This window comes from Nocardioides sp. (genome assembly GCF_050699375.1).
In the GTDB taxonomy this organism is placed as follows: Bacteria; Actinomycetota; Actinomycetes; order Propionibacteriales; family Nocardioidaceae; genus Nocardioides.
The window spans coordinates 1-21,212 of record NZ_JBOHDN010000052.1; the positions used below are offsets into that span (position 1 = coordinate 1).

Consider the following 21,212-nt stretch of genomic DNA (forward strand, 5'->3'; position numbering starts at 1 on the left):
CATGTCAGTTTCCCTTCTTGTTGCGCGCCACCAGCTGGGCGGCGATCACGTTGCGTTGGATCTCGTTGGTGCCCTCGCCGACGATCATCAGCGGGGCGTCGCGGAAGTAGCGCTCCACGTCGTACTCCTTGGAGTAGCCGTAGCCGCCGTGCACCCGCACCGCGTCGAGGGCGACCTGCATGGCCGCCTCCGAGGCGAAGAGCTTGGCCATCCCGGCCTCCATGTCGGCGCGGTCGCCGGCGTCGAGCCGCTCGGCCGCGTCGAGGGTCATCAGCCGGGCGGCGCGCATCTTGGTGCCCATCTCGGCGAGCAGGTTGCCGACCGACTGGTGCTTCCAGATCGGCTTCCCGAAGCTCTCCCGGGTCTGGGCGTAGGAGAGCGCGTCGTCGAGCGCGGCCTGGCCGACGCCGACGGCGCGGGCGGCGACCTGGATCCGGCCGACCTCGAGGCCGCGCATCATGTGGCCCCAGCCGAGGTGGGGTGTGCCGCCGAGGACCGCGGTCGCCGGGACCCGCATGTGGTCGAAGGTGAGCTCGCAGGCCTCGACGCCGCGGTAGCCGAGCTTGGGGATCTTGCCCGAGACGGTGAGCCCGTCGCCGGGTTCGACCAGCACCACGCTCATGCCCTGGTGCGCGGGCGAGGCGGAGCGGTCGGTGACGCAGAGCAGCCCGATCAGGCCGGCGTGCTGGGCGTTGGAGATCCAGGTCTTCGAGCCGGTGATGACCAGGTCGTCGCCATCGGCGTCGGCGAACGTACGCATGCCCTGCAGGTCGCTGCCGCCGGACGGCTCGGTCAACGCCATCGTGGCGCGCAGGCTGCCGTCGGCCATCCGGGGCAGGTAGGACTCCTGCTGCTCCGGGGTCCCGAAGTGGCGGACCAGGTAGCTGATCACCGAGTGTCCGCCGATCGCGCCGGCCAGGCTCATCCAGCCACGGGCGAGCTCCTCGGTCACCCGTGCGAAGCAGGTCGTGCTCACGTCGACGCCGCCGTGCTCGGCGGGCACCAGGAGGCCGAAGAAGCCGAGCTTCTTCATCTCCTCGATGAGCTCTGTGGGGTAGATGTCGTCGGCCTCGAACTCGCGCACCCGGGGGCGTACGCGCTCGTCGACGAAGTCGGCGACGAGCCGGACCATGTCCTGCTCGTCGGGGGTCAGGCTGCTCATCTGGCTGCTCCTGGGGTGGGTCGGTCGAGGGAGACGATGCGGCGGGCGCGGGCGACGACAGGGGCGTCGACCATCCGGCCGTCGACGAGGGCGACGCCGTCCTCGGTCGCGGCGGCCAGGACACGCTCGGCCCAGGCGACCTCGTCGGGGGTGGGCGCCAGGGCAGCGGCGGCGGGGGCCACCTGGCCGGGGTGGATGCAGAGCTTGCCGGCGAACCCGAGAGCCGCGGCGGCGGTGACGTCGGCACTCAGCCGCTCGTGATCGCGTACGTCGCCGGTGACGCCGTCGATCGGGCCGGCCAGGCCGCCGACGGCCGAGGCGAGCACCAGGGTGCCGCGCGCGGGCGCCAGGGCGGGTGCGTGATCGGGATCGACGCCGAGCTCGGCGGCCAGGTCGAAGCTGCCGAAGGCGAGGCGTACGACCCCGGGGGAGCCGGCCAGGTCGACGGCCCGTGCGACGCCGAGCGCGGTCTCGACCAGCGCCACGACGGCGGAGCCGTCGGGAAGCGCGGCCAGGACGGCCGCCACGGTCTCGGGGCTGTCGGCCTTCGGCAGCACCACCAGCGACGGCCCGTCGAGGGCGGCGAGCGCGGTGACGTCGGCGTCGTGCCAGGCGGTGCCGGCGGCGTTGATCCGCACGGCGACGGCGACGCCTGCCCGGGGGAGCCAGTCGGTGACGTGGGCGCGGGCGTCGTCCTTGTGCGCCGGAGCGACCGCGTCCTCGAGGTCGAGGACCACCACGTCGGGGCCGGCGGCGGCAGCCTTGGCGAACCGCTCCGGCCGGTCGCCGGGGACGAACAGCCAGGTACGTGCCGTCCCGGCGATCTCGGTGGTGCTCATCGCGCCACCACCTCCCGGGTGCCGATGACGCCGCGGGTGAGCAGGTCGTCGAGCCGTTCGGCGGCCAGACCGAGGGCGTCGGCGAGAACCTCGCCGGTGTCCTGCCCGACGGCGGGCGCCGGTCTGGGGGCGCTCCTGCGGTCGTCGACGGTGATCGGAGCGCCCGGGACGAGCAGCTCGCCGACGCCGGGCTGGGTGATCGTCGAGAACAGCGGGTGCTCGCGCAGCAGCCGGGCGTCGTCGGCGGCGAGGTCGCGGAAGCTGCGGTAGGGCGACCACAGGATCCGGGTCTTCGACAGCGCCCTGGTGACGTACGCCGTGTCGTGCTGCTCGAACCAGGCGGCGATCAGGCCGCCGAGCACCGTCCGGTGCCGGAACCGCGCGCCCTCGTCGGAGAAGTCGGCATCGAGTGCGTGGGCCAGCGCGACCACCGCCTCGGCGAGGCCGGTGATGCCCAGCAGGTCCGACCACTGCCGTGGGGTGAGGGCCACCAGCATGAGGCGGTCGCCGTCCGCGGTGGTGAAGTCGCGGCCGAAGGTGCCGTAGACGTGGTTGCCGATCGAGCCGCGCTCGCCCGTCGGCCGCAGCTGCGCCTCGGCGAGGTAGCCGAGGTTGCCGGCGGCCGCGAGGGCGACGTCCTCCAGCGCGACCCGCACCTCGGCGCCCTCGCCGGTGACCGTACGCCGGCGCTCGGCGGCGAGCAGCCCGGTCGCGAGGTGGAGACCGGCCGCGAGGTCCCAGGCCGGCACCACGCCGTTCACCGGTGCCGCATGCTCCTCCGGGCCGGTCACGAGCGGGAAGCCGGTGCCGGCCTGCACGGTGTAGTCGACGGCGGTCCCACCGTCGTGGCGCCCGGTGAGGAGCACGTGGATGACGTCGTCGCGGCGGGCGCGCAGCGCGGCGTACCCGAGCTCCGGCCAGCGTTCGGTGTTGGTGACCACGATGCCGCCGGACGGGCCGCCCGAGACGACCAGGTCCGCGACCAGCTGCCGACCCTCCGGGTGGGTGCAGTCGACGGCGATGGCCTTCTTGCCGGGGTTGAGCCCGTTCCAGTAGAGGCTGGCGCCGTCGTCGCTGAGCGGCCAGCGCGTCCGGTCCGGCGCACCCTCGAGCGGCTCGACGCGGATCACCTCCGCACCGAGCTGCGCCAGGGTGGTGCCGCACAGCGGCGTGGCGACGAAGCTGGACACCTCGACCACCCGCAGGCCGGCCAGTGGTTCGGGGGTGGGTTCAGCGATGGTCATGGAACACCCTTTCTGTGGCGGGCCGAGTGGTGGCGGAGGGGCCTGCCATCGCCCAGGTCAAGGCGACCGCGGCGACCGGGACGCCGTAGACGAGCGAGAGGTTTCCGGTCGGGTAGGCGATCGCGACCCAGGAGTAGCCCACGGCGAGGCCGGTGAAACGGAGCATGTTGTGGAGCCCGAGCGCGACGCCGTCGGCCGCGGCCGGCGAGGTCATCAGACCGAGCGCCGAGGTGGCCTGCACGACACCGATCGCCGCGCCGGTCAGGGCGAGTGCGGCGACGGTGAGTGCGACGACGAGGCCCGAACCGGAGGCGGTCGCGGCCAGGGGCAGGGCGAGCAGCCCGAGCGCGAGCAGCACCAGTCCGCCGCGCAGCGTGCGCCGAGCGGTGAAGCGTTCGGTGACCCGGGAGGAGAGCGGCGCGGCGAGCGTCATCGCCAGGGCCAGCGCGAGCATCGTGATGCCGATGTGTCCCGGGCCCAGGCCGAGGTCGCGGCCCAGGTGCAGGGGAGTGGCGACGATCGCGACGCCGAGGCAGCCCATCACGGTGCCGGCGGCCATGGTGCTCGCGACGAACCTCCGCTCGGTGAGGAGGCCGGGTGGGACGAAAGGTCCGGCGCTGGTGCGCCCGAGCTGGCTGTGCACGACCAGGGCGAGCACGCCCACGGCCGCCATCCCCGCGGCCACCGCGACCTCGCCGTGCTGTCCGAGCCAGCTGACGGCGCCGACGAGCGCGCCGATCCCGACCAGGAGCGTCGCCATCCCGCTGACGTGGAGCGGAGCGTACGAGGCGGGTACGTCGGGCACCACGGTCAGGCACAGCACCAGCAGGACGGCGCTGAGCGTGGCGTGGGTGAGGAACACCCACCGCCAGCCGAGGGTGTCGGCGACCAGCCCGCCGAGGGGCGGCCCGAGCGCCTGGCCGACGCCGATCGCGGCCGCCCACGCGGCCATCACCCGGGCCCGGTTGCCGGACCAGTGCAGGCCGAGCACCTGTTGGATCGCGGGCGGCACCGCTGAGCACGCGACGCCCTGCAGGGCACGCATCACGACCAGGAACCCGAGCCCCTGGCTGAACGCCGCGCCAGCCTGTGCGGCCACCATCAGCAGCAGCGACCCGGCGAGTACCCGCCGGGAGCCGAACCGCTGGCACATCCAGCCCGAGACCGGTGCGAAGACGACCATGGCGAGGGTGAAGGCGCTGACCGCGAAGACGATCCCGCGCGGCGAGGCCCCGATCGCGTGGGCGATCACGTTGATCGGGGCGCTGATGATCGTGCTCGACAGGGTGCCGAGCGTGGAGCACGCCAGCAGGGCGACGTACGCCGATCGGCGCGGTTCGTACGTGATCGTGGACGGGCTCATCGGAGGTAGAGCCGCACCGTGTCGATCTCGTCGCGGAGCAGCCGGACCTCCTCGACGGTGGGCCGGCCGGTCTCGCGTACGTCATCGGCGACCCGGATGTCCCACCCGGTCGCGGCGCGGACGTCGTCGACGGTGAGGCCGGGGTGGACCTCGCTGATCTCGAGCTCGCCGAGCTTGTCGGGGCGGCGCAGCACCGCCATCGGGGTGATCACGGTGGAGACCCCGTGGCCGCGAGGCACCATCCGGGGGTCCTCGTCGTACGCGCGCACCGGGCTGGGCGAGGTGCAGAAGTCGAGCTGCGCCGGAAGGGCGCCGGGGTCGTGGCGGCGCAGCACGACGATGCACTCGCCGGCGTTCGGCATGATCTCCGCGGCGCCGCCGGCACCGGGGAGCCGGACGGCGGGCTTGTCCCAGTCGCCGATGAAGCTGGTGTTGAGGCTGCCCCAACGGTCGATCTGGGCGGCGCCGAGGAAGCCGACGTCGACATGGCCCCGCTGCAGCACGTAGCCGAACAGTGCGGGCATGCTCACCACCGCCGCGGCGCCGGAGACCAGCACCGAGTCGGCGATGCTCTCCGCCAGGCCCTCCGGCTGTGCGCCGCAGACACCGGACTCGTAGACCAGCTCGACGTCGGGGTTCACGGTGCGGCGCGCCAGGTCCACGGCGAGCGTCGGCAGCCCGACGCCCGCGAAGACCCGGTGCTTGCCGACGAGCTGTCGGGCGGCGACCGCCGCGAGGAACTCGGTGCTGGACGGAGCCACGTCCGAGAGCGGCATCATGAGGCATCCTCCTGGGCGGCCACCCGGCGGCGGCCGAAGTCGACGGGCTGCGAGGGCCGGGGAGCGACACCGAGCCCGTCCCAGCGCTCCGCTCCGAGCTTGTCGAGGTACGCAGCGTGGTCGGGCACCTGGTGCACCCACTCCTCGAGCCAGCCGAGCACCGCCTCCCGGTCGCGGCTGATCGCCGTCCACTCGCGGTAGAAGGCGTTGTCGCGGTCGTAGTGGCCCTGCGTGTAGGACGGGTGCGCGCCGCCGGGACACTCCACCACGGCGGTGACCGCGTGGGAGGGCAGCACGGTGCGGTTCGGGTCGGAGCGGACCACGTCCTCCTCGACGATCTCCTCGACGGTCGCGATCACGGTCTCGGCCGCGTACGCCGCTTCCTGCTGGGCCCCGACGATGCCCCACATCTGGACGTTGCCGGAGCGGTCGGCGCGCTGGGCGTGGACGATCGTCACGTCCGGGCACAGCGGCGGCACGACGTAGATGTCGGGGCCGCCGTAGGGATCGGAGACCTTGCGGATCAGCGGGTTGAGCTTCGGCAGGTCGCTGCCGGCGTAGGAACGGAGCGGGAAGAACGGCAGCCCGGCGGCGCCCGCCTGGTAGCGGCAGACCATGCCGTAGTGGCTGTACTCCTCGACCTCGAGCGGTTGCGGGTCGGCGTTCTCCACCCGGCGCCGGACCTCGTGCAGGGAGCCCGCCGAGCCGCTGGCGAAGAACGAGGCCACGAGCTTCGAGACGCAGCCGGCGGCGATCATCTGGTCGGCCAGCAGGTCGGGGGTCATCCGGCAGAACGTCAGGTCCCGACGGCCCTGGCGGATGATCTCGTGGCCGGCGGCGAACGGGATCAGGTGACCGAATCCCTCCAACGCGACCGTCATGCCGTCCCGTACGTGCGCGGCCACCGCCGAGCTGAGATCGGTGACCTTGTCGGGCGCGGCCATGGGTGCTCCTCTGGGACGGGCGGGGGTCAGTGGTCCCAGCCTGCCGCCAGCCGTGTGCCGAACTCCAATACTTCTTCCGCCGCTCACTGTTGACGGATACGTATGAATAGTTCGAGACAGATATCGAAAGTGAATGACAAACGACGGCACAATGAGCCGGGTGGACCCCGCCTCTCCTGCCGCTGACACCCGTGCTGCCGTGACCCTCGACGAGCTGCTCGACCTCCTCGACCTGAGCTGCGTCGACGAGTCGACCGGCCGGGTCAGTCACTGGACCGGCGAACCGCAGCAGCATCCCGCCGGCAGGCTCTTCGGCGGCCTCCTCCTGGCTCAGGCGCTGGTCGCCGCCGGCCGCGGGGTCGGGGCAGGCCAGCGGATCGTCAGCCTGCAGGCCGACTTCGTCGGCGGAGTGCCGACGGACCGGCCGCTGCACTGGGAGGTCACGGTCGTCTCGGACGCGCCGTCGCTGGCGACCCGGCGCAGCCGGCTGCTCGACGACGCGGGACAGGAGCTCTTCAGTGCCGTCACGCGGTGGGCGACGGTGCGTGCCGACCTGCCGTCCTACAGCTCCGTCCGTCCGGCGCCCGCTCCCGACCCCGAGACGCTGCCGGACCTCGCCGACCGGTTCGGCTCCGACGAGCGGATCCCGCCCTGGTGGCGGCTGCACCGGCCGGTCCACTTCCGGCACGCGGTGGCCCCGCCGTACTTCACCGTCGCAGAGCCCAGCGACCGGCAGACCACCTTCTTCCGGGCGACCGGACCGCTGCCGGACGACCCGGTCCTGCGGGCGGCTCTGGTCGCCTACGTGAGCGACATGAGCATCCTCGAGGCGTCGTTCCTGGCGCTCGGGTCGGCCCGGCACAAGCCTGGTGCCCGGATCCTCAGCCTGACCCACGCACTGACGTTCCATGCCGCCTCCGACCTGACCGGATGGCACCAGTTCGACTGCCGCGTGGAGTCGGTCGCCCACGGACGTGCCCACGGCGTCGGCGAGCTGTTCGACGAGACCGGTCGCCATGTCGCCACCGCGTCGCAGGTCGGTCTGGTGAAGGTCTCGACCGACCGCTGACCGGTGGTCAGGCGGGCGGGCTGTTCGGCAGATCCGGGGTCGGCAGCGCCTCCTCCGAAGCACGCAGCACCGCGTGCAGCGCCGGGCTCCGGTCCTCCTGCCGCCAGGCGAGCTGCTGGAACGTGGGCCGGTCGCACTCGCTGATCCGGACCACCTCGATGCCGGTCTGCACGACGTTCGCGATGGCGGTGTCGAGCGTGAACGTGACGCCGACGCCCGCCGCGACGAGCGCGACCGCGGTCCAGCTGTCCGGCGCGGTCTGCACGATGTTGGGCACGAAACCGGCCTGCGACGCCGTCTCGATGAAGGCGTCGCGCACGCTGGAGCCGGGGTCGGCGGGCAGCGCCACGAACGGCTCGTCCCGGCACTCCGCCATGCTGACCTCGCCGCGGCCGGCGAGCCGGTGACCGGCCGGCACGGCGAGCACGTAGTGCTCGACCGCGATCACGCGGTGCGCGAGCCCTTGGGGCTCGATCCGCCACCGCGCGATGGCCAGGTCGAGCTCGCCGTCCTGCAGCGAGCGCAGCGCCTCGTAGTTGTACGTCGTGCTCTGCAGCATCAGCTCGATCCCGGGATGCTGCTCGCGGACGATCCGGCCGAGCTGGCCGACGAGCACGTGGGAGGAGGGGCCGGCGAACCCGATCCGGACCCGGCCGGTCTCGCCACGGCCGGCCGAGCGGACCGCCCGGCGCGCGGTGCGCAGGCCCTCGAGCACCTCCTGGGCGGGCCGGACCAGTGCCTCGCCGGCCGACGTCAGCCGGACGCTTCGGGTGGTGCGGTCGAACAGCTGGGCGCCGAGGTCGCGCTCGAGCTGCTTGATGGTGCGGCTCAGCGGCGGCTGGGCGATGTGCAGCCGCTCCGCCGCGCGGCCGAAGTGGAGCTCCTCGGCGACGGCCAGGAACGCTTCGAGGTGGTGCAGGTCCATGGGAGCAACTCTTGCATCATTGGGAACAATCCTCCAAGGATTAGGTATTGGACGCGCATAAGAAGTCGCGGGATGCTTTCTGCATGACCACCGACATGGCCATCGACCTGCTGCCGCTGGAGGGCATCACCGTGGTCGCCCTCGAGCAGGCCGTCGCGGCCCCGCTCGCCACCCGTCACCTCGCGGACCTCGGCGCCCGCGTGATCAAGCTCGAGCGGGTGGGCGAGGGTGACTTCGCCCGCAACTACGACCACGCGGTGCACGGCCTCGCCTCGCACTTCGTCTGGCTCAACCGCGGCAAGGAGTCGGTGGCGCTCGACCTCAAGTCGCCCGACGGCGCCGAGCTCGCGCGCCGGCTGGTCGGCCGCGCCGACGTGTTCCTGCAGAACGCCGCGCCGGGTGCCGCCGAGCGGCTCGGGCTCGGTGCGGAGGAGCTCGCCGAACGACACCCGAGGCTCGTCGTCGCGGGCATCTCCGGCTACGGCACCGGCGGCCCGCTGCGCGACCGCAAGGCGTACGACATGCTGATCCAGGCCGAGTCCGGGCTGATCTCGGTCACGGGCACCCCGGAGACGGCGACCAAGACCGGCGTCCCCAGCTCCGACATCGCCGCCGGCCTCTACACGAGCCAGGCGATCGTCGCGGCCCTGTTCCGCCGCGAGCGCACCGGCAAGGGCGGCATCGTCGACGTGTCGATGTTCGACGCGACCGTCGAGTGGCTCGGGCACCCGATGTACATGCAGATGTACGGCGGCCGCCAGGTGCCGCGGATGGGGCTCAGCCACGCCTCGATCGCACCGTACGACGCCTACCCGACCGCCGACGGGGAGATCCTGGTCGGCGTCCAGAACGACCGCGGCTGGCGGGCACTGGTGACCGACGTCTTCGAGCGGCCCGATCTCGTCGACCACCCGCGGCTGGCCACCAACCCGCTGCGGGTCGCCCACCGCGAGGAGTGCGATGCGGTCGTCGCCGAGCACACCCGCGGCTTCGCCACCGCCGACCTCGACGCCCGGCTCGCCGCCGCCGGCGTTCCTGCGGCCCAGATCAACGACATGTCCGGCCTGGTCGAGCACCCGCAGCTCGCCGGCCGCGACCGGTGGCGCGAGGTCGACACTCCGGCCGGTCCGGTCCGCGGCGTACTGCCTCCGATGACGTTCCGCGACGTCGAGCTGCCGATGGGGGCGATCCCGGAGCTCGGCGCCCACACCGAGACCGTGCTCGCCGAGCTCGGTCTCGATGCCGGCGCGATCGATCGGCTGGCCGCCGACGGCGTGGTCGGCCGGCCCACCGACGTACCCGTTCCCACGCCTTGACCCCGCTCTGACCAGCCTTGACCCTCCCGCACGAAGGAGCAGCACCCATGGAGCCCGACGAGTTCACGTCGATCCTCGACGCCGTCCGAGCGTTCGTCCGCAAGGAGGTCGTCACGGCCGAGGACGAGATCGAGGAGACCGACCAGATCCCCGACCGGCTCCGGCAGCAGGCCGCGGCCATGGGGCTCTTCGGCTATGCCATCCCCGAGGCGTACGGCGGTCTCGGCTTCACCATGTCGGAGGAGGTCCGGCTGGCGATGGAGCTCGGCTGGACCACGCCGTCGTTCCGCTCGATGTTCGGCACCAACAACGGCATCGCCGGTCAGGTGCTGGTCAACTGCGGCACCGAGCGGCAGAAGCAGCGGTACCTGCCCGGGCTGGCCAGCGGTGACCTGGTCGCCTCGTTCGCGCTCACCGAGCCCGAGGCCGGCTCCGACCCGAGCGGCCTGCGCACCCGTGCGGTCCGCGAGGGCGACGAGTACGTCATCAACGGCCAGAAGCGCTTCATCACCAACGCGATCTGGGCCGACCTGCTCATGGTGTTCGCCCGCACCGGCGACCTCGGCGAGGGTGCGCGGAACATCTCGGTGTTCGTCGTGCCGACCGACACCCCCGGCGTCACCATCGGTCCGAAGGACCACAAGATGGGCCAGCGCGGTGCCGTGACCTCGGAGATCTTCTTCGACGGTGTCCGGGTGCCCGCCGAGAACCTGGTCGGTGAGGTCGAGGGCGAGGGTTTCTCCGCGGCGATGCGATCGCTGGCCAAGGGCCGGCTGCACATCGCAGCGCTGACCGTCGGCCTCGCGGACCGGCTGATCGAGGAGAGCCTGCGCCACGCCACGACCAACGGCCAGGGCGACCAGTTGCTGGCCGAGTTCCAGCTGATCCAGGCGATGCTCGCCGAGAGCCGGACCGAGGCGTACGCCGGTCGCGCGATGGTCCTCGAGGCCGCCCGCAGCTGGGACGACGGCAGCGACCGCCGGACGGCGCCGTCGCTGTGCAAGCTGTTCTGCACCGAGGCGGTCGACCGGATCGCCGACCGCGCCGTCCAGATCCACGGCGGCCTCGGCTACATGCGTGAGGTCCCGGTCGAGCGGTTCTACCGCGACGCGCGGCTGTTCCGGCTCTACGAGGGCACCAGCGAGATCCAGAAGCTGATCATCGCCAAGCAGATGGTGAAGGAGTTCCAGGGGTGAGCGAGGAGCTGCGCGGCGGCGCGGTCCGGGTCGAGGACCGTGGCCACGTCCGGATCCTCACCCTCGACCGTCCCGAGCGCCGCAACGCGCTCGACCTCGCCGACCGGCTCGATCTGCTCACCGCGCTCAGGGTCGCCGATCAGGAGGCGCGTGCCGTCGTCCTGACCGGCGCGGGCTCGGTGTTCTCCGCGGGCGGCGACATCCGGTCGATGTCGCAGGATCGGGACGTCGCCCGGCAGCGGCTCGAGGTCGTCAACGCCGTCGTACGCCAGCTGGTCACCGGCGACCGGCCGGTCCTCGCCGCGGTCGAGGGCGGCGCCTACGGGCTCGGGCTCGCGCTGGCCGCCGCCTGCGACCTGGTGGTCGCCGGCCGCTCGGCGACCTTCTCGACGTCCTTCGCGAAGATCGGGCTGGGCCCCGACACCGGGCTCGCCTACACGCTCCCGCGGCGCGTCGGGCAGGGCAGGGCGCGTGAGCTGCTCCTGACCGTACGCACCTTCGACGCGGCCGAGGCCGAGCGGATCGGGGCGGTCGAGGCCGTCGTCGACGACGGCACCGCCCTCGACCACGCGGTCGAGCTGGCCTCGCGGCTGGCCGAGCTCTCGGCGCCGATGGTGGCCGGCACCCGGCGCATCCTCACCCAGCCCGACCAGAGCCTCGAGGGCGTGCTCGCGGCCGAGGCCGACCTCCAGGTCGAGCTGCTCACCGGCCGGCAGTTCGCCGAGGGCCGGGCGGCCTTCCTGGAGCGCAGAGGGCCCGACTTCATCGGTGCCTGAAGTGTGACGGTCGTCATAGGAAGCGCCTATCGATCGGTTAGCCGAAGAGTCTTTGCGGTGCGGGACCCGGCGCCACAACCATGGTGAGGACGCCCGATGACGGCCCGAGCATCACCCGGCCGGGGCAGCGATCCCTGTGGTTCCGCGAAGGAGACAACCGTGTCCGCAACCCATCTCACCGCCCCCTCGGGCGACACCTCGCAAGCAGGTGAGTCCCGCACCAAGGCGTGGGGCTTCACCGGCCTGCTGGTCTCGCTCTACGTCGTCAACTGGGCCGACAAGGCCGTGTTCGGTCTCGCTGCCCAGCCGCTCGCGAAGGAGCTCGGGCTGAGCGCCTCGCAGATCGGCCTGGTCGGGAGCGCGTTCTTCCTGACCTTCACCGTCGGCGGCTTCTTCGCCGGCCCGCTGAACCGCTGGATGACGTTGAAGTCTGCGCTCGTGCTCCTCGCCATCGGCTGGTCCGTGGCGATGCTGCCGCTGGTGCTCTCCGCGACGTTCACGGTGCTTCTGCTCAGCAGGATGCTGCTCGGGTTCCTCGAGGGTCCGTCGAGCGCACTCGTGCACACCTCGGTGTTCTCCTGGCACCCGCGAGAGAAGCGCGGCCTGCCCGCCGCGTGCGTCACCGCCTCCGCGTCGATCGCCAAGATCGCGATCGCGCCGGCCCTCGCGATCCTGATGGCGACCCAGGGATGGCGGGCCGCGTTCCTGGTGCTCGCGGTCGCGGGAGTGCTGTGGGCCGCGTTCTGGCTGCCGACCTGGAGGGTCGGCCCCTACGGAACCGACAAGGCGAGCCCCGCGTCGGATGACGACGAGCCGGTCGCGCCGTGGCGGGCAGTGCTCACCACGCCGACGTTCGTCGGGGGTGCCCTCGCGGTGATGTCGATGTACGCGCTCGTCACCGTCGTGCTGACCTTCCTGCCGTCGTACTTCGAGCTCGGGCTGGGCTACAGCCAGGTCCAGGCGGGCACGATGTTCGCGTTCCCGAGCATCGCCAGCCTGGTGGTGATGTTCCTGCTCTCCGGCGTCGGTGACCGGCTGCTCGCCCGGGGCGCGACCTCACGGATGCTCCGCGGCATCGTGCCCGCGGTCGGCCTGCTCACGTGCGGCATCGCGATGACCGTCGTGCCCTACCTGGGTGCGCCCGTCGTGGCGGTGGTCGTCGTGTCCGTCGGCTACGGATTCGGCGCCAGCGTCTTCCCGCTGTTCAACTCCGCGATCTCCGAGGTCGTCCGGCCGCGCCAGATGGCCAACACGCTCGGGATCTTCCTCGCCCTGATGGCCATCGGTGGCCTGGTGGCGCCCTACGTCACGGGCGTGATCGTCGATGCCGCGGCCACGCCGGCCGACGGGTTCGCCAGGGCGTTCCAGATCTTCGGGGCCTTCGCGATCGTCGGCGCGATCGCGGCCCTGCTGATGGTGAACCCGGAGCGCGACAAGGCCCGGTTGGCCGCCATGACACGTACGTCCCTCTGATCCCAGGAGCAACCATGCAGCGCACGATCTTCGACGAGGACCACGAGGCCTTCCGGGGCACGGTCCGCCAGTTCTTCGAGAAGCAGGTCGCCCCCGAGTTCTCCGCGTGGGAGCGGGCAGGCCACCCACCGCGGGACTTCTATCGTCAGGCCGCCGAGCTCGGGATCGTCGGGATCCAGGTGCCGGAGGAGTACGGCGGCGCCGGGGTGGCGTCCTACAAGTTCAACGCGATCGTCACCGAGGAGTCGGTGCGGTCGAACATCAACCTCGGACCGCTCCGGGTGCACATGGACCTGGTGCTGCCCTACCTGCTCGCGTACGCCACCGAGGAGCAGAAGCAGCGATGGCTGCCGGGCTTCGCGGCCGGTGAGCTGATGACCGCCATCGCGATGACCGAGCCCGGCACCGGCTCCGACCTCGCCGGGATCCGCACCACCGCCCGGCTCGACGGCGACTGCTACGTGCTCAACGGGGCCAAGACGTTCATCACCGGCGGCTACAACGCCGACCGGGTGCTGGTGGTCGCCCGGACCTCCGCGCCCGACCCCGCCAACCGGCGCACCGGGCTGAGCATCCTGGTCGTCGACACCACGAGCCCGGGCTACCAGGTCGGTCGGATCCTCGACAAGATGGGGCTGAAGGCGCAGGACACCTGCGAGCTCTCCTTTGACGACGTACGGGTGCCCTTCGAAGACCTGCTCGGCGAGGAGGGCCAGGCGTTCGGCTACCTCAGCCACAACCTGCCGCAGGAGCGGCTCACCATCGCGGTCGGTGCCTGGTCGGCTGCCGCCCACGCCGTCGACCTGGCGCGCGACTACACCGGCGAGCGGCAGGTGTTCGGCAAGACGGTCGCCGAGTTCCAGAACACCAAGTTCGTGCTCGCCGAGTGCGCCGTCGACGTCGCGGCCGGGCAGGCGTTCCTCGACCAGGCGCTCGAGGCGCACGACCGCGGCGAGCTCTCGGGCCCCGACGCGGCCGCCGTCAAGCTCTGGATGACGGAGATGCAGGCGCGGGTCGTCGACAAGTGCCTGCAGCTGCACGGCGGCTACGGCTACATGAACGAGTACCCGATCGCGCGGCTCTACGCCGACGCCCGGGTCAGCCGCATCTATGGCGGCACGAGCGAGGTCATGAAGACCATCGTCGCCAAGTCGCTGGGTCTGTGACCCCTGAGGAGGAGCATCCGATGAGCACCGACACCAGTCCTGAGACCAGCACCGAGACCGCCACCGTGGTCCGCGTCGAGGAGCGCCCCGGCGTCCTGGTCATCACCCTCGACCGCCCGGAGGCCAGGAACGCCGTGGACCGCGCGGTCTCCGAGGCCGTCGCCGCAGCGCTCGACACGCTCGACACCCGCCCTGACCTGTCCGTCGGTGTCATCACCGGCGCGGGCGGCACGTTCTGCGCGGGGATGGACCTGAAGGCGTTCCTGCGCGGCGAGCGCCCGAGCGTCCCGGGCCGCGGGTTCGCGGGCATCACCGAGACCCCGCCGGCCAAGCCGATCATCGCGGCGGTGGAGGGCTACGCGCTCGCCGGCGGCTGCGAGATCGTGCTCGCCTGCGACATGGCCGTCGCCGCCCGTGGCGCCCGGTTCGGCGTACCCGAGGTCAAGCGCGGCCTGGTCGCCGCCGGTGGCGGCCTGCTCCGGCTGCCCGAGCGGATCCCGCCCGCCGTCGCTATGGAGCTGGTGCTCACCGGGGACTTCCTGGAGGCCCAGCGGGCCCACGACGTCGGCCTGGTCAACCAGGTCGTCGACGACGGGTCCGCGCTCGAGGCCGCGCTCGCACTCGCCGACCGGATCGCGGCGAACGGCCCGCTCGCGGTCGCGGCGAGCAAGCGGGTGATGGTCGAGTCGCGCGGCTGGCCGGTCGAGGAGCGCTACACCCGCCAGCGGGAGATCGTCGAGCCGGTCTTCGCCTCCACGGATGCCAAGGAGGGCGCCCGCGCCTTCGCCGAGAAGCGCACGCCCGTCTGGGAAGGACGATGACCACCGTGACCGAGTCCACGACGCCCGTTGTCGAGCAGGGCTACTGGCCGCACCAGTTGCCGCGCCACCTCGAGTACCCCGCGCTGACCGTCGGCGACCTCAACGAGTACGCCGCCCGCGCCTACCCCGACCGGATCGGTGTCCGGGACGGCGACGCGACCCTGACCTTCGCCGAGATCCACGCGCACGCCTGCCAGGTGGCGCACGGCCTCCGCTCCGCCGGGGTGCGCGAGCGTGACGTCGTCGTGCTCCACCAGCCGAACTCGCTGTGGTTCCTGCCCTGCTACTACGGGATTCTGCTGGCCGGCGCGACCGTGGCCCCTACCAACCCCCTGCAACCGGCGGCCGGGCTGCGCGCCCAGATCCTGGAGACCGGCGCCGTTGCGGCGCTGTCACATCCCCAGCACCTGTCGCTGCTCGAGGAGGCCCGGCAGGGCACCGCGCTGCAGACCCTGGTCGTCGTGCCCGGGACGGACGTGGCTCCGGCCCCTGGGGACCTGCCCGCCGGCGCGCTGACGCTGGCTGGCCTGATGGAGGGTCAGCCGACGACCCGGCCGGACACCACTGCCGGCCCTGACGACATCGCCCACCTCGCGTACACGGGCGGGACCACCGGCGTCCCCAAGGCGGTCCGGGTACTGCACCGCAACGTCGTGTCGAACGTCGCCCAGATGGCGGGCTGGCGGGCCGGCCACATCCTCGGACAGGACGTGCACGGGGCCACCCTGCGCCCCCTCCCGGATGCCGCCGAGGCCGGAGTGGTGCCCGGGGACTCGGTGACGGTCGTCATCTCGCCGATGTTCCACGCGCACGCGCTGATCAACGCGAGCTTCCTCCACCTCTGCGGCACACGGCAGGTGCTGTCGGGCCGTTTCGACCCCCAGCGGATGCTGGAGCTGATCGAGCGGGAGCGGGCGACCTACATCACGGGTAGCCCGACCATGTGGCATGCCCTGGTCGGCGCCGGCGAGAACGCCGGGGACCGCGAGTTCACCTCGCTGCGGGTCGTGTCGTCCGGTGCCGCGCCGATCGATCTGCCCACGATGGAGGCGCTGCAGGAGCTCTTCCCGTCCACGGTGATCCTCGAGGGGTACGGCCTCACCGAGGGGACCTGCCTGGTGTCCGTCGGTCCGGTCTTCCGTGACGGTCGGACCAAGCGCGGTGCGGTCGGCGTACCGATCTTCGACACCGAGGTCGAGATCCGGGCCGGTCTCACCAGTGAACCGCTCGGCCCGGGGGAGCGCGGTGAGCTGTGGGTGCGTGGCCCGCAGGTGACCGACGGCTACTTCGAGCGTCCCGAAGCCACCGCGCAGCAGTTCGTCGACGGCTGGCTCGACACCGGCGACATCGCCTATGTCGACGAGGACGGCTTCATCTTCATCTGCGACCGGGCCAAGGACATGCTGATCTACAAGGGCTACAACGTCTATCCGCGCGAGCTCGAGGACCTGCTGGTCGCCCACCCCGATGTCGACGGCGCTGCCGTCGTCGGCCGCGACGTCACCGCGGTCGGCCAGGAGCCGGTGGCCTTCGTGGTTCCCGTCGCCGGTGGCCGGGTCGACGCGACCGCACTGATGGCGTACGTCGCGGAGCGGGTGCTGCCCTACAAGAAGATCCGGGCCGTGCACTTCGTCGACCGGCTGCCCAGCAACCCCGCCGGAAAGATCCTCAAGACCGAGCTCCGGTCCATCGCCAACGAGCCCATCGCCAACCGGCCCAGTGCCAAAGAACCAGGAGACATCCATGCGTGATGCAGTGATCGTCGACGCCGTCCGCACCCCGATCGGCAAGCGCAACGGCGCGTACGCCGGCATCCACCCCGGCGACCTGAGCGCCCACGTGCTCACCGCGCTGGCAGCGCGCAACGACCTCGACCCGGCAGGCGTCGACGACGTCGTCTGGGGCTGCGTGAGCCAGGTCGGTGACCAGTCCGGCAGCATCGGACGGGTCGGCGTGCTCGCGGCCGGGTGGCCCGAGTCGGTGCCGAGCACCGTGGTCGACCGCCGCTGTGGCTCGAGCCAGCAGGCGGTCAGCTTCGCGGCCGCCGGCGTGATCGCGGGGCACTACGACATCGCCGTGGCGGGCGGCGTCGAGTCGATGACCCGGGTGCCGATGGGCAGCGCCCGCGGCGAGGGGGTGCCCTACCCGCCGTCCGTCCTCGAGCGCTATGGCGTCGACGGGTTCAACCAGGGCATCGGCGCCGAGATGGTCGCCGACAAGTGGGGCTTGTCCCGGACGCGGCTCGACGAGTACTCCGCGCGGTCGCACGAGCGCACCGCGGCGGCCACCGATGCCGGTGCCTTCGCCGGCCAGCTGGTGCCGATCGCCGGTCTCGAGACCGACGAGGGGCTGCGCCGCGGCACCTCGGCAGAGTCGCTCGCCGGGCTGCGTACGGTGTTCCGGGAGGACGGCGTGGTCACCGCCGGCAACTCCTCGCAGATCTCCGACGGCGCCGCGGCGCTGCTGGTGACCTCGAGCGAGACCGCCGCAGCCTCGGGGTGGCGACCGATCGCTCGGGTGCACACCTCGGCTCTCGCGGGCGATGACCCGGTGATGATGCTCACCGCCCCGATCGCCGCCACCGCCAAGGCGCTGCAGCGTGCCGGGCTCGGCTTCGACGACATCGGCGCCTACGAGGTCAACGAGGCGTTCGCGCCGGTGCCGCTGGCCTGGCAGGCGGAGACCGGCGGCCTCGACGAGCGGCTCAACCCCCTCGGGGGCGCGATCTCCGTGGGCCACCCGCTGGGCGGCTCCGGCGCGATCCTGATGACCCGACTTGTCCACCACATGCGCGACAACGGCATCCGCTACGGCCTGCAGACGATGTGCGAGGCCGGTGGACTCGCCAACGCCACCATCCTCGAGCTCCTCTGAACCTTCTCGGAAAGGGGCCATCCAGGCGTCGCGCCGCCGCCTCGCGATGCACGCACGCTTCGCACGACTTATGGCACAGACTCTCGGCGCGGGACACTAGGTTGGGACCATGGACGTGCACCACCTGCGCTACTTCCTCGCCGTCGTCGACCACGACAGCGTGCACGCGGCCGCGACGGCGCTCGGCGTCGCGCAACCGACGATCTCGCAGGCGCTCCGCTCGCTCGAGCGTGAGCTCGGCACCGCCCTCTTCCACCGGATCGGGAGGGGGATGGTGCCGACCTCCGCGGGGCTGACCATGGTCGGCTCGGCGCGGCGGATCCTGCGCGGCGTCGCTGCGGCCGAAGGTGCCGTACGCGACCGGGAAGGCCAGCTCCACGGCCGTCTCGACCTCTCCACGATCCCCGCGCTGGGCACGGGGCTGGTGCCTTCGCTCGTCGCGGAGTACCGCCGCCGCTATCCGAAGGTGCTGATCAGCATCGGCAAGCTGAGCGATGACGACCCGACCGTCGCCCTGCGCAGCGGTCGCTGCGAGATCGTGGTGACCCATCTTCCCTACGCCGACGTCGCGCGACCCACGTCCAGGGAGCAGCAGCTCGACGTGCTCGAGCTCGGCACCCAGGAGTTCTGGATCGCTTTTCCCGAGGGGAGCGACATCCCCGCGCACGACCCGATCGGGTGGGAGGAGCTGCCCGACATCCCGCTCGTCATCGTGCCGCCAGGAGGGTCGCACTCCGAGGAGATCGTACGCACCATGGCGGCTGCCGGACGGCTGCGGCCGCCGGCCGCCGTGCTCCAGAACCGCGAGGCTCGGTTGTCCTTCGCCCTGGCGGGCGTCGGCGGCACCTTCATCGAGCGCTCGCTGGCCGGCTTCGCCCGGGCACGTGGCGCGGAGGTCCGTTCGTTCACGCCGGCTCTGAGCCGACGCTACGGGCTGGTGTTCGAGCCGGCGCGGCTCTCACCGGCGGCCGAGGCTTTCGTCGAGCTGGCCCGGGAGCACGAAGCTCAGGACGGTGCGGACTCCGCCGTCTCCCGAGCCAGGTCGACGAAGGCGCGGGCGGCCGGAGAGAGCTGATCGGCTCGGTAGACGACCCCCACCCGGCGGCGTACCTCCGGCTCGACCGCGCGCAGCACGACCTTGCGCAGGACCCGCTCGGCCAGCCGCTCCGGCAGGAACGTCGCCCCGGCTCCCATCGCCACCAGCTCCCAGATCGCCTGTCGGTGGGCGCAGCGGACCGCCACCTGCCCGATGGCGTCGCGCAGCTCCGGGTCCGCGATGACGCTGCTGAGCCGGTCGTCGACCTCCAGCACCAGCGGGATCTCGCGGACGAGGTCCAACGGCACCGGGTCGGGCAGGTCGGCGGCGAGCTCGGGCGCCATCGCCAGCATCACCCGCTCGGTCCACAGCTCATCGGCGGCGAGGGTGGCGGGTCGGGCGGAGAACTGGGTCAACCCCACCTCGGCCCGCCCCTGCCGCACCGCGGCGACCACACCGGCAGGACTGCCCGGATCGTCGACGTGCACCTGGATCCCCGGATACCGGCCGCGCAGCTCGCTCACGAGCTCGGAGAGCGGCGTGATCGTGAGGTTCGCCAGCGCGGCGACGGTGAGCCGGCCTCCACGAAGGTCACGGACCGCGCCGACCTTGCGCCGGGCCTCCTGCGCCTCCCGGAGCACCCGCCGCGCCGGCTCGACGAATGCCGCACCAGCTGCGTTGAGCTCGAGGGCGCGGTTGCTGCGGTCGAAGAGCGGGGCGCCGACCTCCCGCTCGAGGATGCGGATCGCCTGCGACAGCGACGGCTGCGAGATGTAGAGCGTGTTGGCGGCCTTGGTCACGCCCCCGTGGTCGACCACAGCCACGAAGTACTCCAGCAGCCGCAGGTCCACAAGCCGACCCTACGCCCAGCCAACACGTGCTGACCGCCGCGCCACAGGCGGCCGCGTGCGAGGATCACCTCGTGCTGCACTCACTCGCTGGCCGGGCCGAGAGCCCGATGCAGGCGCGCATCCTCGAGCTTCTCCGCGACGACGGTCCGCTCTCGCGGGTGCAGCTCGCCGATCGGATCGGGGTATCGCGGACCACCATCGCGGCCGAGGTGACGCGCCTGGGTGAGCTGGGGCTGGCGCAGGAGGTGGGCCGAGCCGCCTCGAGCGGCGGACGGCGCTCGAAGCTGGTCGACCTCGACCCCGACATCCGCTTCCTCGGCATCTCGATCGGCGCCACCGGCCTCTCGGTCGGCGTCACCGACGGCCGGCTGGCCGTCCTCGCCGCCCGCTCGGTCGACTGCGACATCCGGCAGGGACCCGAGGCGGTGCTGGCCACTGCTCTGAAGGAGGCCCGGGCCGTGATGACCGAGATCGGCGTGGAGAAGCCGCTCGGCGCAGGTATCGGAGTCCCGGGTCCGGTCGACTTCCATCGGGGCGTGTCGGTCTCGCCGCCGATCATGCCCGGCTGGGACGGCTACCCCGTACGCGACGCGGTGGCCCGCGAGCTCGGCTGCCCCGTCGTCCTCGACAACGACGTCAACGTCTTGGCCGTGGGGGAGCAGCACGCCGGCGTCGCCCGGGCGGCCCGGGACTTCCTGTTCGTCAAGATCGGCACCGGCATCGGCTGCGGGATCGTCGTGGACGGCGAGCTCTACCGCGGTGTCGACGGGTGCGCCGGCGACATCGGCCACATCCGCGTCCAGGACGACGGCCCGCTCTGTGCCTGCGGCAACACCGGTTGCCTGGAGGCGTACTCCGGCGGTGCCGCGCTCGCCCGCGATGCGCTCGCGGCCGCCAAGTCCGGCCGCAGCCCGGTGCTGGCCGAGACCCTGGAGACCCAGGGCCGGCTGAGCGCCGCCGACATCGGTGTCGCCGTCTCCCGAGGGGACGCTTACGCCCTCCAGCTCATCCGGGACAGCGGTCACGGGGTCGGCCAGGTCCTGGCCAGCCTCGTCTCGTTCTTCAACCCCAGCCTCATCGTCATCGGTGGCCGGGTCACCGGCCTGGGCCATGCCCTGCTCGCCGAGATCCGCAGCGTCACCTACCGCCGCTCGCTCCCGCTGGCCACCGGCAACCTGCCGATCGTGGTCAGCGAGCTGGGCGACGAGGGCGGTGTCATCGGGGCGGCCAGGCTGATCAGCAGCTCGGTCTACGCGCCCTATCACGACGGCCTCGCGTAGCGGATCCGCGCGTACGCACCCGGAGCAATCGGGCCTCCGGCCCACACCTCTGCCGAGCGCGTTCCGACACTTTGTCCAGAAACTTGTCAAAGTGCGAC

Annotated in this window: 19 protein-coding genes; 11 read left to right on the plus strand and 8 right to left on the minus strand. The window is 72.2% G+C overall.

The window, feature by feature from the left end:
- Positions 1 to 4: 4 nt before the first annotated feature.
- From ACRDPS_RS02890 to ACRDPS_RS02915, 6 genes are read right to left on the minus strand one after another with little or no spacing between them, the layout of a single operon-like run.
- Positions 5 to 1,162 (minus strand): acyl-CoA dehydrogenase family protein, encoded by a 1,158-nt coding sequence (locus tag ACRDPS_RS02890; RefSeq protein WP_431500111.1) that lies wholly within the window; start codon positions 1,160 to 1,162, stop codon positions 5 to 7.
- Complete coding sequence (locus ACRDPS_RS02895) at positions 1,159 to 2,001, minus strand: HpcH/HpaI aldolase/citrate lyase family protein (RefSeq protein ID WP_431500112.1); 843 nt, start codon at positions 1,999 to 2,001, stop codon at positions 1,159 to 1,161. The genes ACRDPS_RS02890 and ACRDPS_RS02895 overlap by 4 nt, the downstream gene beginning before the upstream one ends.
- Positions 1,998 to 3,245 carry a CoA transferase gene (locus tag ACRDPS_RS02900; protein ID WP_431500113.1) on the minus strand — a complete coding sequence of 416 codons (1,248 nt, stop codon included), beginning with the start codon at positions 3,243 to 3,245 and terminating at the stop codon, positions 1,998 to 2,000. The genes ACRDPS_RS02895 and ACRDPS_RS02900 overlap by 4 nt, the downstream gene beginning before the upstream one ends.
- On the minus strand, positions 3,232 to 4,608 hold the full coding sequence (locus ACRDPS_RS02905) for an MFS transporter (protein ID WP_431500114.1): 1,377 nt from the start codon (positions 4,606 to 4,608) through the stop codon (positions 3,232 to 3,234). Before ACRDPS_RS02905 ends, ACRDPS_RS02900 begins: the two co-directional genes overlap by 14 nt.
- Positions 4,605 to 5,387: a CoA-transferase subunit beta gene (locus tag ACRDPS_RS02910; protein ID WP_431500115.1), complete on the minus strand. Its 783-nt coding sequence runs from the start codon at positions 5,385 to 5,387 to the stop codon at positions 4,605 to 4,607. Before ACRDPS_RS02910 ends, ACRDPS_RS02905 begins: the two co-directional genes overlap by 4 nt.
- Entirely contained in the window at positions 5,384 to 6,331 is a 948-nt protein-coding gene (locus tag ACRDPS_RS02915; RefSeq protein ID WP_431500116.1) for a CoA transferase subunit A, read from the minus strand. Before ACRDPS_RS02915 ends, ACRDPS_RS02910 begins: the two co-directional genes overlap by 4 nt.
- Before the next feature lie 151 nt (positions 6,332 to 6,482).
- Here ACRDPS_RS02915 and ACRDPS_RS02920 point away from each other — a divergent pair, with 151 nt between their 5' ends.
- The gene (locus tag ACRDPS_RS02920) at positions 6,483 to 7,400 is read left to right on the plus strand and encodes an acyl-CoA thioesterase (protein WP_431500117.1); all 918 of its coding nucleotides are present in this window, start codon (positions 6,483 to 6,485) and stop codon (positions 7,398 to 7,400) included.
- Positions 7,401 to 7,407: 7 nt separating this feature from the next.
- Here ACRDPS_RS02920 and ACRDPS_RS02925 read toward each other — a convergent pair whose 3' ends face one another.
- Positions 7,408 to 8,325 carry a LysR family transcriptional regulator gene (locus ACRDPS_RS02925; protein WP_431500118.1) on the minus strand — a complete coding sequence of 306 codons (918 nt, stop codon included), beginning with the start codon at positions 8,323 to 8,325 and terminating at the stop codon, positions 7,408 to 7,410.
- 83 nt (positions 8,326 to 8,408) lie between these two features.
- Here ACRDPS_RS02925 and ACRDPS_RS02930 point away from each other — a divergent pair, with 83 nt between their 5' ends.
- The 9 genes from ACRDPS_RS02930 to ACRDPS_RS02970 all read left to right on the plus strand — a co-directional run bounded on the left by ACRDPS_RS02930 (position 8,409) and on the right by ACRDPS_RS02970 (position 19,022).
- A complete protein-coding gene (locus ACRDPS_RS02930) occupies positions 8,409 to 9,641 on the plus strand; it encodes a CaiB/BaiF CoA transferase family protein (protein WP_431500119.1) in 1,233 nt (410 codons plus the stop codon).
- A gap of 47 nt (positions 9,642 to 9,688) precedes the next feature.
- Positions 9,689 to 10,837, plus strand: a complete 1,149-nt coding sequence (locus ACRDPS_RS02935; RefSeq protein WP_431500120.1) for an acyl-CoA dehydrogenase family protein — start codon at positions 9,689 to 9,691, stop codon at positions 10,835 to 10,837.
- Positions 10,834 to 11,613 (plus strand): enoyl-CoA hydratase/isomerase family protein, encoded by a 780-nt coding sequence (locus ACRDPS_RS02940; RefSeq protein WP_431500121.1) that lies wholly within the window; start codon positions 10,834 to 10,836, stop codon positions 11,611 to 11,613. Before ACRDPS_RS02935 ends, ACRDPS_RS02940 begins: the two co-directional genes overlap by 4 nt.
- A gap of 159 nt (positions 11,614 to 11,772) precedes the next feature.
- Positions 11,773 to 13,086 (plus strand): MFS transporter, encoded by a 1,314-nt coding sequence (locus ACRDPS_RS02945; RefSeq protein WP_431500122.1) that lies wholly within the window; start codon positions 11,773 to 11,775, stop codon positions 13,084 to 13,086.
- A 14-nt stretch (positions 13,087 to 13,100) separates the two neighbouring features.
- The gene (locus ACRDPS_RS02950; RefSeq protein WP_431500123.1) at positions 13,101 to 14,252 is read left to right on the plus strand and encodes an acyl-CoA dehydrogenase family protein; all 1,152 of its coding nucleotides are present in this window, start codon (positions 13,101 to 13,103) and stop codon (positions 14,250 to 14,252) included.
- A gap of 20 nt (positions 14,253 to 14,272) precedes the next feature.
- A complete protein-coding gene (locus ACRDPS_RS02955) occupies positions 14,273 to 15,073 on the plus strand; it encodes a crotonase/enoyl-CoA hydratase family protein (RefSeq protein WP_431500124.1) in 801 nt (266 codons plus the stop codon).
- Entirely contained in the window at positions 15,070 to 16,824 is a 1,755-nt protein-coding gene (locus tag ACRDPS_RS02960) for a class I adenylate-forming enzyme family protein (protein ID WP_431500125.1), read from the plus strand. The genes ACRDPS_RS02955 and ACRDPS_RS02960 overlap by 4 nt, the downstream gene beginning before the upstream one ends.
- Entirely contained in the window at positions 16,817 to 17,947 is a 1,131-nt protein-coding gene (locus ACRDPS_RS02965; protein ID WP_431500126.1) for a thiolase family protein, read from the plus strand. The genes ACRDPS_RS02960 and ACRDPS_RS02965 overlap by 8 nt, the downstream gene beginning before the upstream one ends.
- Positions 17,948 to 18,056: 109 nt before the next feature.
- Complete coding sequence (locus ACRDPS_RS02970; RefSeq protein ID WP_431500127.1) at positions 18,057 to 19,022, plus strand: LysR family transcriptional regulator; 966 nt, start codon at positions 18,057 to 18,059, stop codon at positions 19,020 to 19,022.
- Here the strand turns inward: ACRDPS_RS02970 and ACRDPS_RS02975 are convergent.
- Positions 18,953 to 19,834: a LysR family transcriptional regulator gene (locus tag ACRDPS_RS02975; protein WP_431500128.1), complete on the minus strand. Its 882-nt coding sequence runs from the start codon at positions 19,832 to 19,834 to the stop codon at positions 18,953 to 18,955. The two genes, ACRDPS_RS02970 and ACRDPS_RS02975, sit on opposite strands and share 70 nt — an antisense overlap.
- A 71-nt stretch (positions 19,835 to 19,905) precedes the next feature.
- Between ACRDPS_RS02975 and ACRDPS_RS02980 the strand changes: the two genes are divergently transcribed.
- Positions 19,906 to 21,114: an ROK family protein gene (locus ACRDPS_RS02980; RefSeq protein ID WP_431500129.1), complete on the plus strand. Its 1,209-nt coding sequence runs from the start codon at positions 19,906 to 19,908 to the stop codon at positions 21,112 to 21,114.
- Positions 21,115 to 21,212: the final 98 nt, after the last annotated feature.

Excerpts from the sequence above, each read along its gene's own strand:
- ACRDPS_RS02965 (WP_431500126.1), top strand. The coding sequence starts at position 16,817 with ATGCGTGATGCAGTGATCGTCGACGCCGTCCGCACCCCGATCGGCAAG.
- ACRDPS_RS02935 (WP_431500120.1), top strand. The coding sequence starts at position 9,689 with ATGGAGCCCGACGAGTTCACGTCGATCCTCGACGCCGTCCGAGCGTTC.
- ACRDPS_RS02950 (WP_431500123.1), top strand. The coding sequence starts at position 13,101 with ATGCAGCGCACGATCTTCGACGAGGACCACGAGGCCTTCCGGGGCACG.
- ACRDPS_RS02960 (WP_431500125.1), top strand. The coding sequence starts at position 15,070 with ATGACCACCGTGACCGAGTCCACGACGCCCGTTGTCGAGCAGGGCTAC.
- ACRDPS_RS02970 (WP_431500127.1), top strand. The coding sequence starts at position 18,057 with ATGGACGTGCACCACCTGCGCTACTTCCTCGCCGTCGTCGACCACGAC.
- ACRDPS_RS02925 (WP_431500118.1), bottom strand. The coding sequence starts at position 8,325 with ATGGACCTGCACCACCTCGAAGCGTTCCTGGCCGTCGCCGAGGAGCTC.
- ACRDPS_RS02930 (WP_431500119.1), top strand. The coding sequence starts at position 8,409 with ATGACCACCGACATGGCCATCGACCTGCTGCCGCTGGAGGGCATCACC.
- ACRDPS_RS02910 (WP_431500115.1), bottom strand. The coding sequence starts at position 5,387 with ATGATGCCGCTCTCGGACGTGGCTCCGTCCAGCACCGAGTTCCTCGCG.
- ACRDPS_RS02955 (WP_431500124.1), top strand. The coding sequence starts at position 14,273 with ATGAGCACCGACACCAGTCCTGAGACCAGCACCGAGACCGCCACCGTG.
- ACRDPS_RS02895 (WP_431500112.1), bottom strand. The coding sequence starts at position 2,001 with ATGAGCACCACCGAGATCGCCGGGACGGCACGTACCTGGCTGTTCGTC.
- ACRDPS_RS02905 (WP_431500114.1), bottom strand. The coding sequence starts at position 4,608 with ATGAGCCCGTCCACGATCACGTACGAACCGCGCCGATCGGCGTACGTC.
- ACRDPS_RS02900 (WP_431500113.1), bottom strand. The coding sequence starts at position 3,245 with ATGACCATCGCTGAACCCACCCCCGAACCACTGGCCGGCCTGCGGGTG.
- ACRDPS_RS02920 (WP_431500117.1), top strand. The coding sequence starts at position 6,483 with ATGAGCCGGGTGGACCCCGCCTCTCCTGCCGCTGACACCCGTGCTGCC.
- ACRDPS_RS02915 (WP_431500116.1), bottom strand. The coding sequence starts at position 6,331 with ATGGCCGCGCCCGACAAGGTCACCGATCTCAGCTCGGCGGTGGCCGCG.
- ACRDPS_RS02890 (WP_431500111.1), bottom strand. The coding sequence starts at position 1,162 with ATGAGCAGCCTGACCCCCGACGAGCAGGACATGGTCCGGCTCGTCGCC.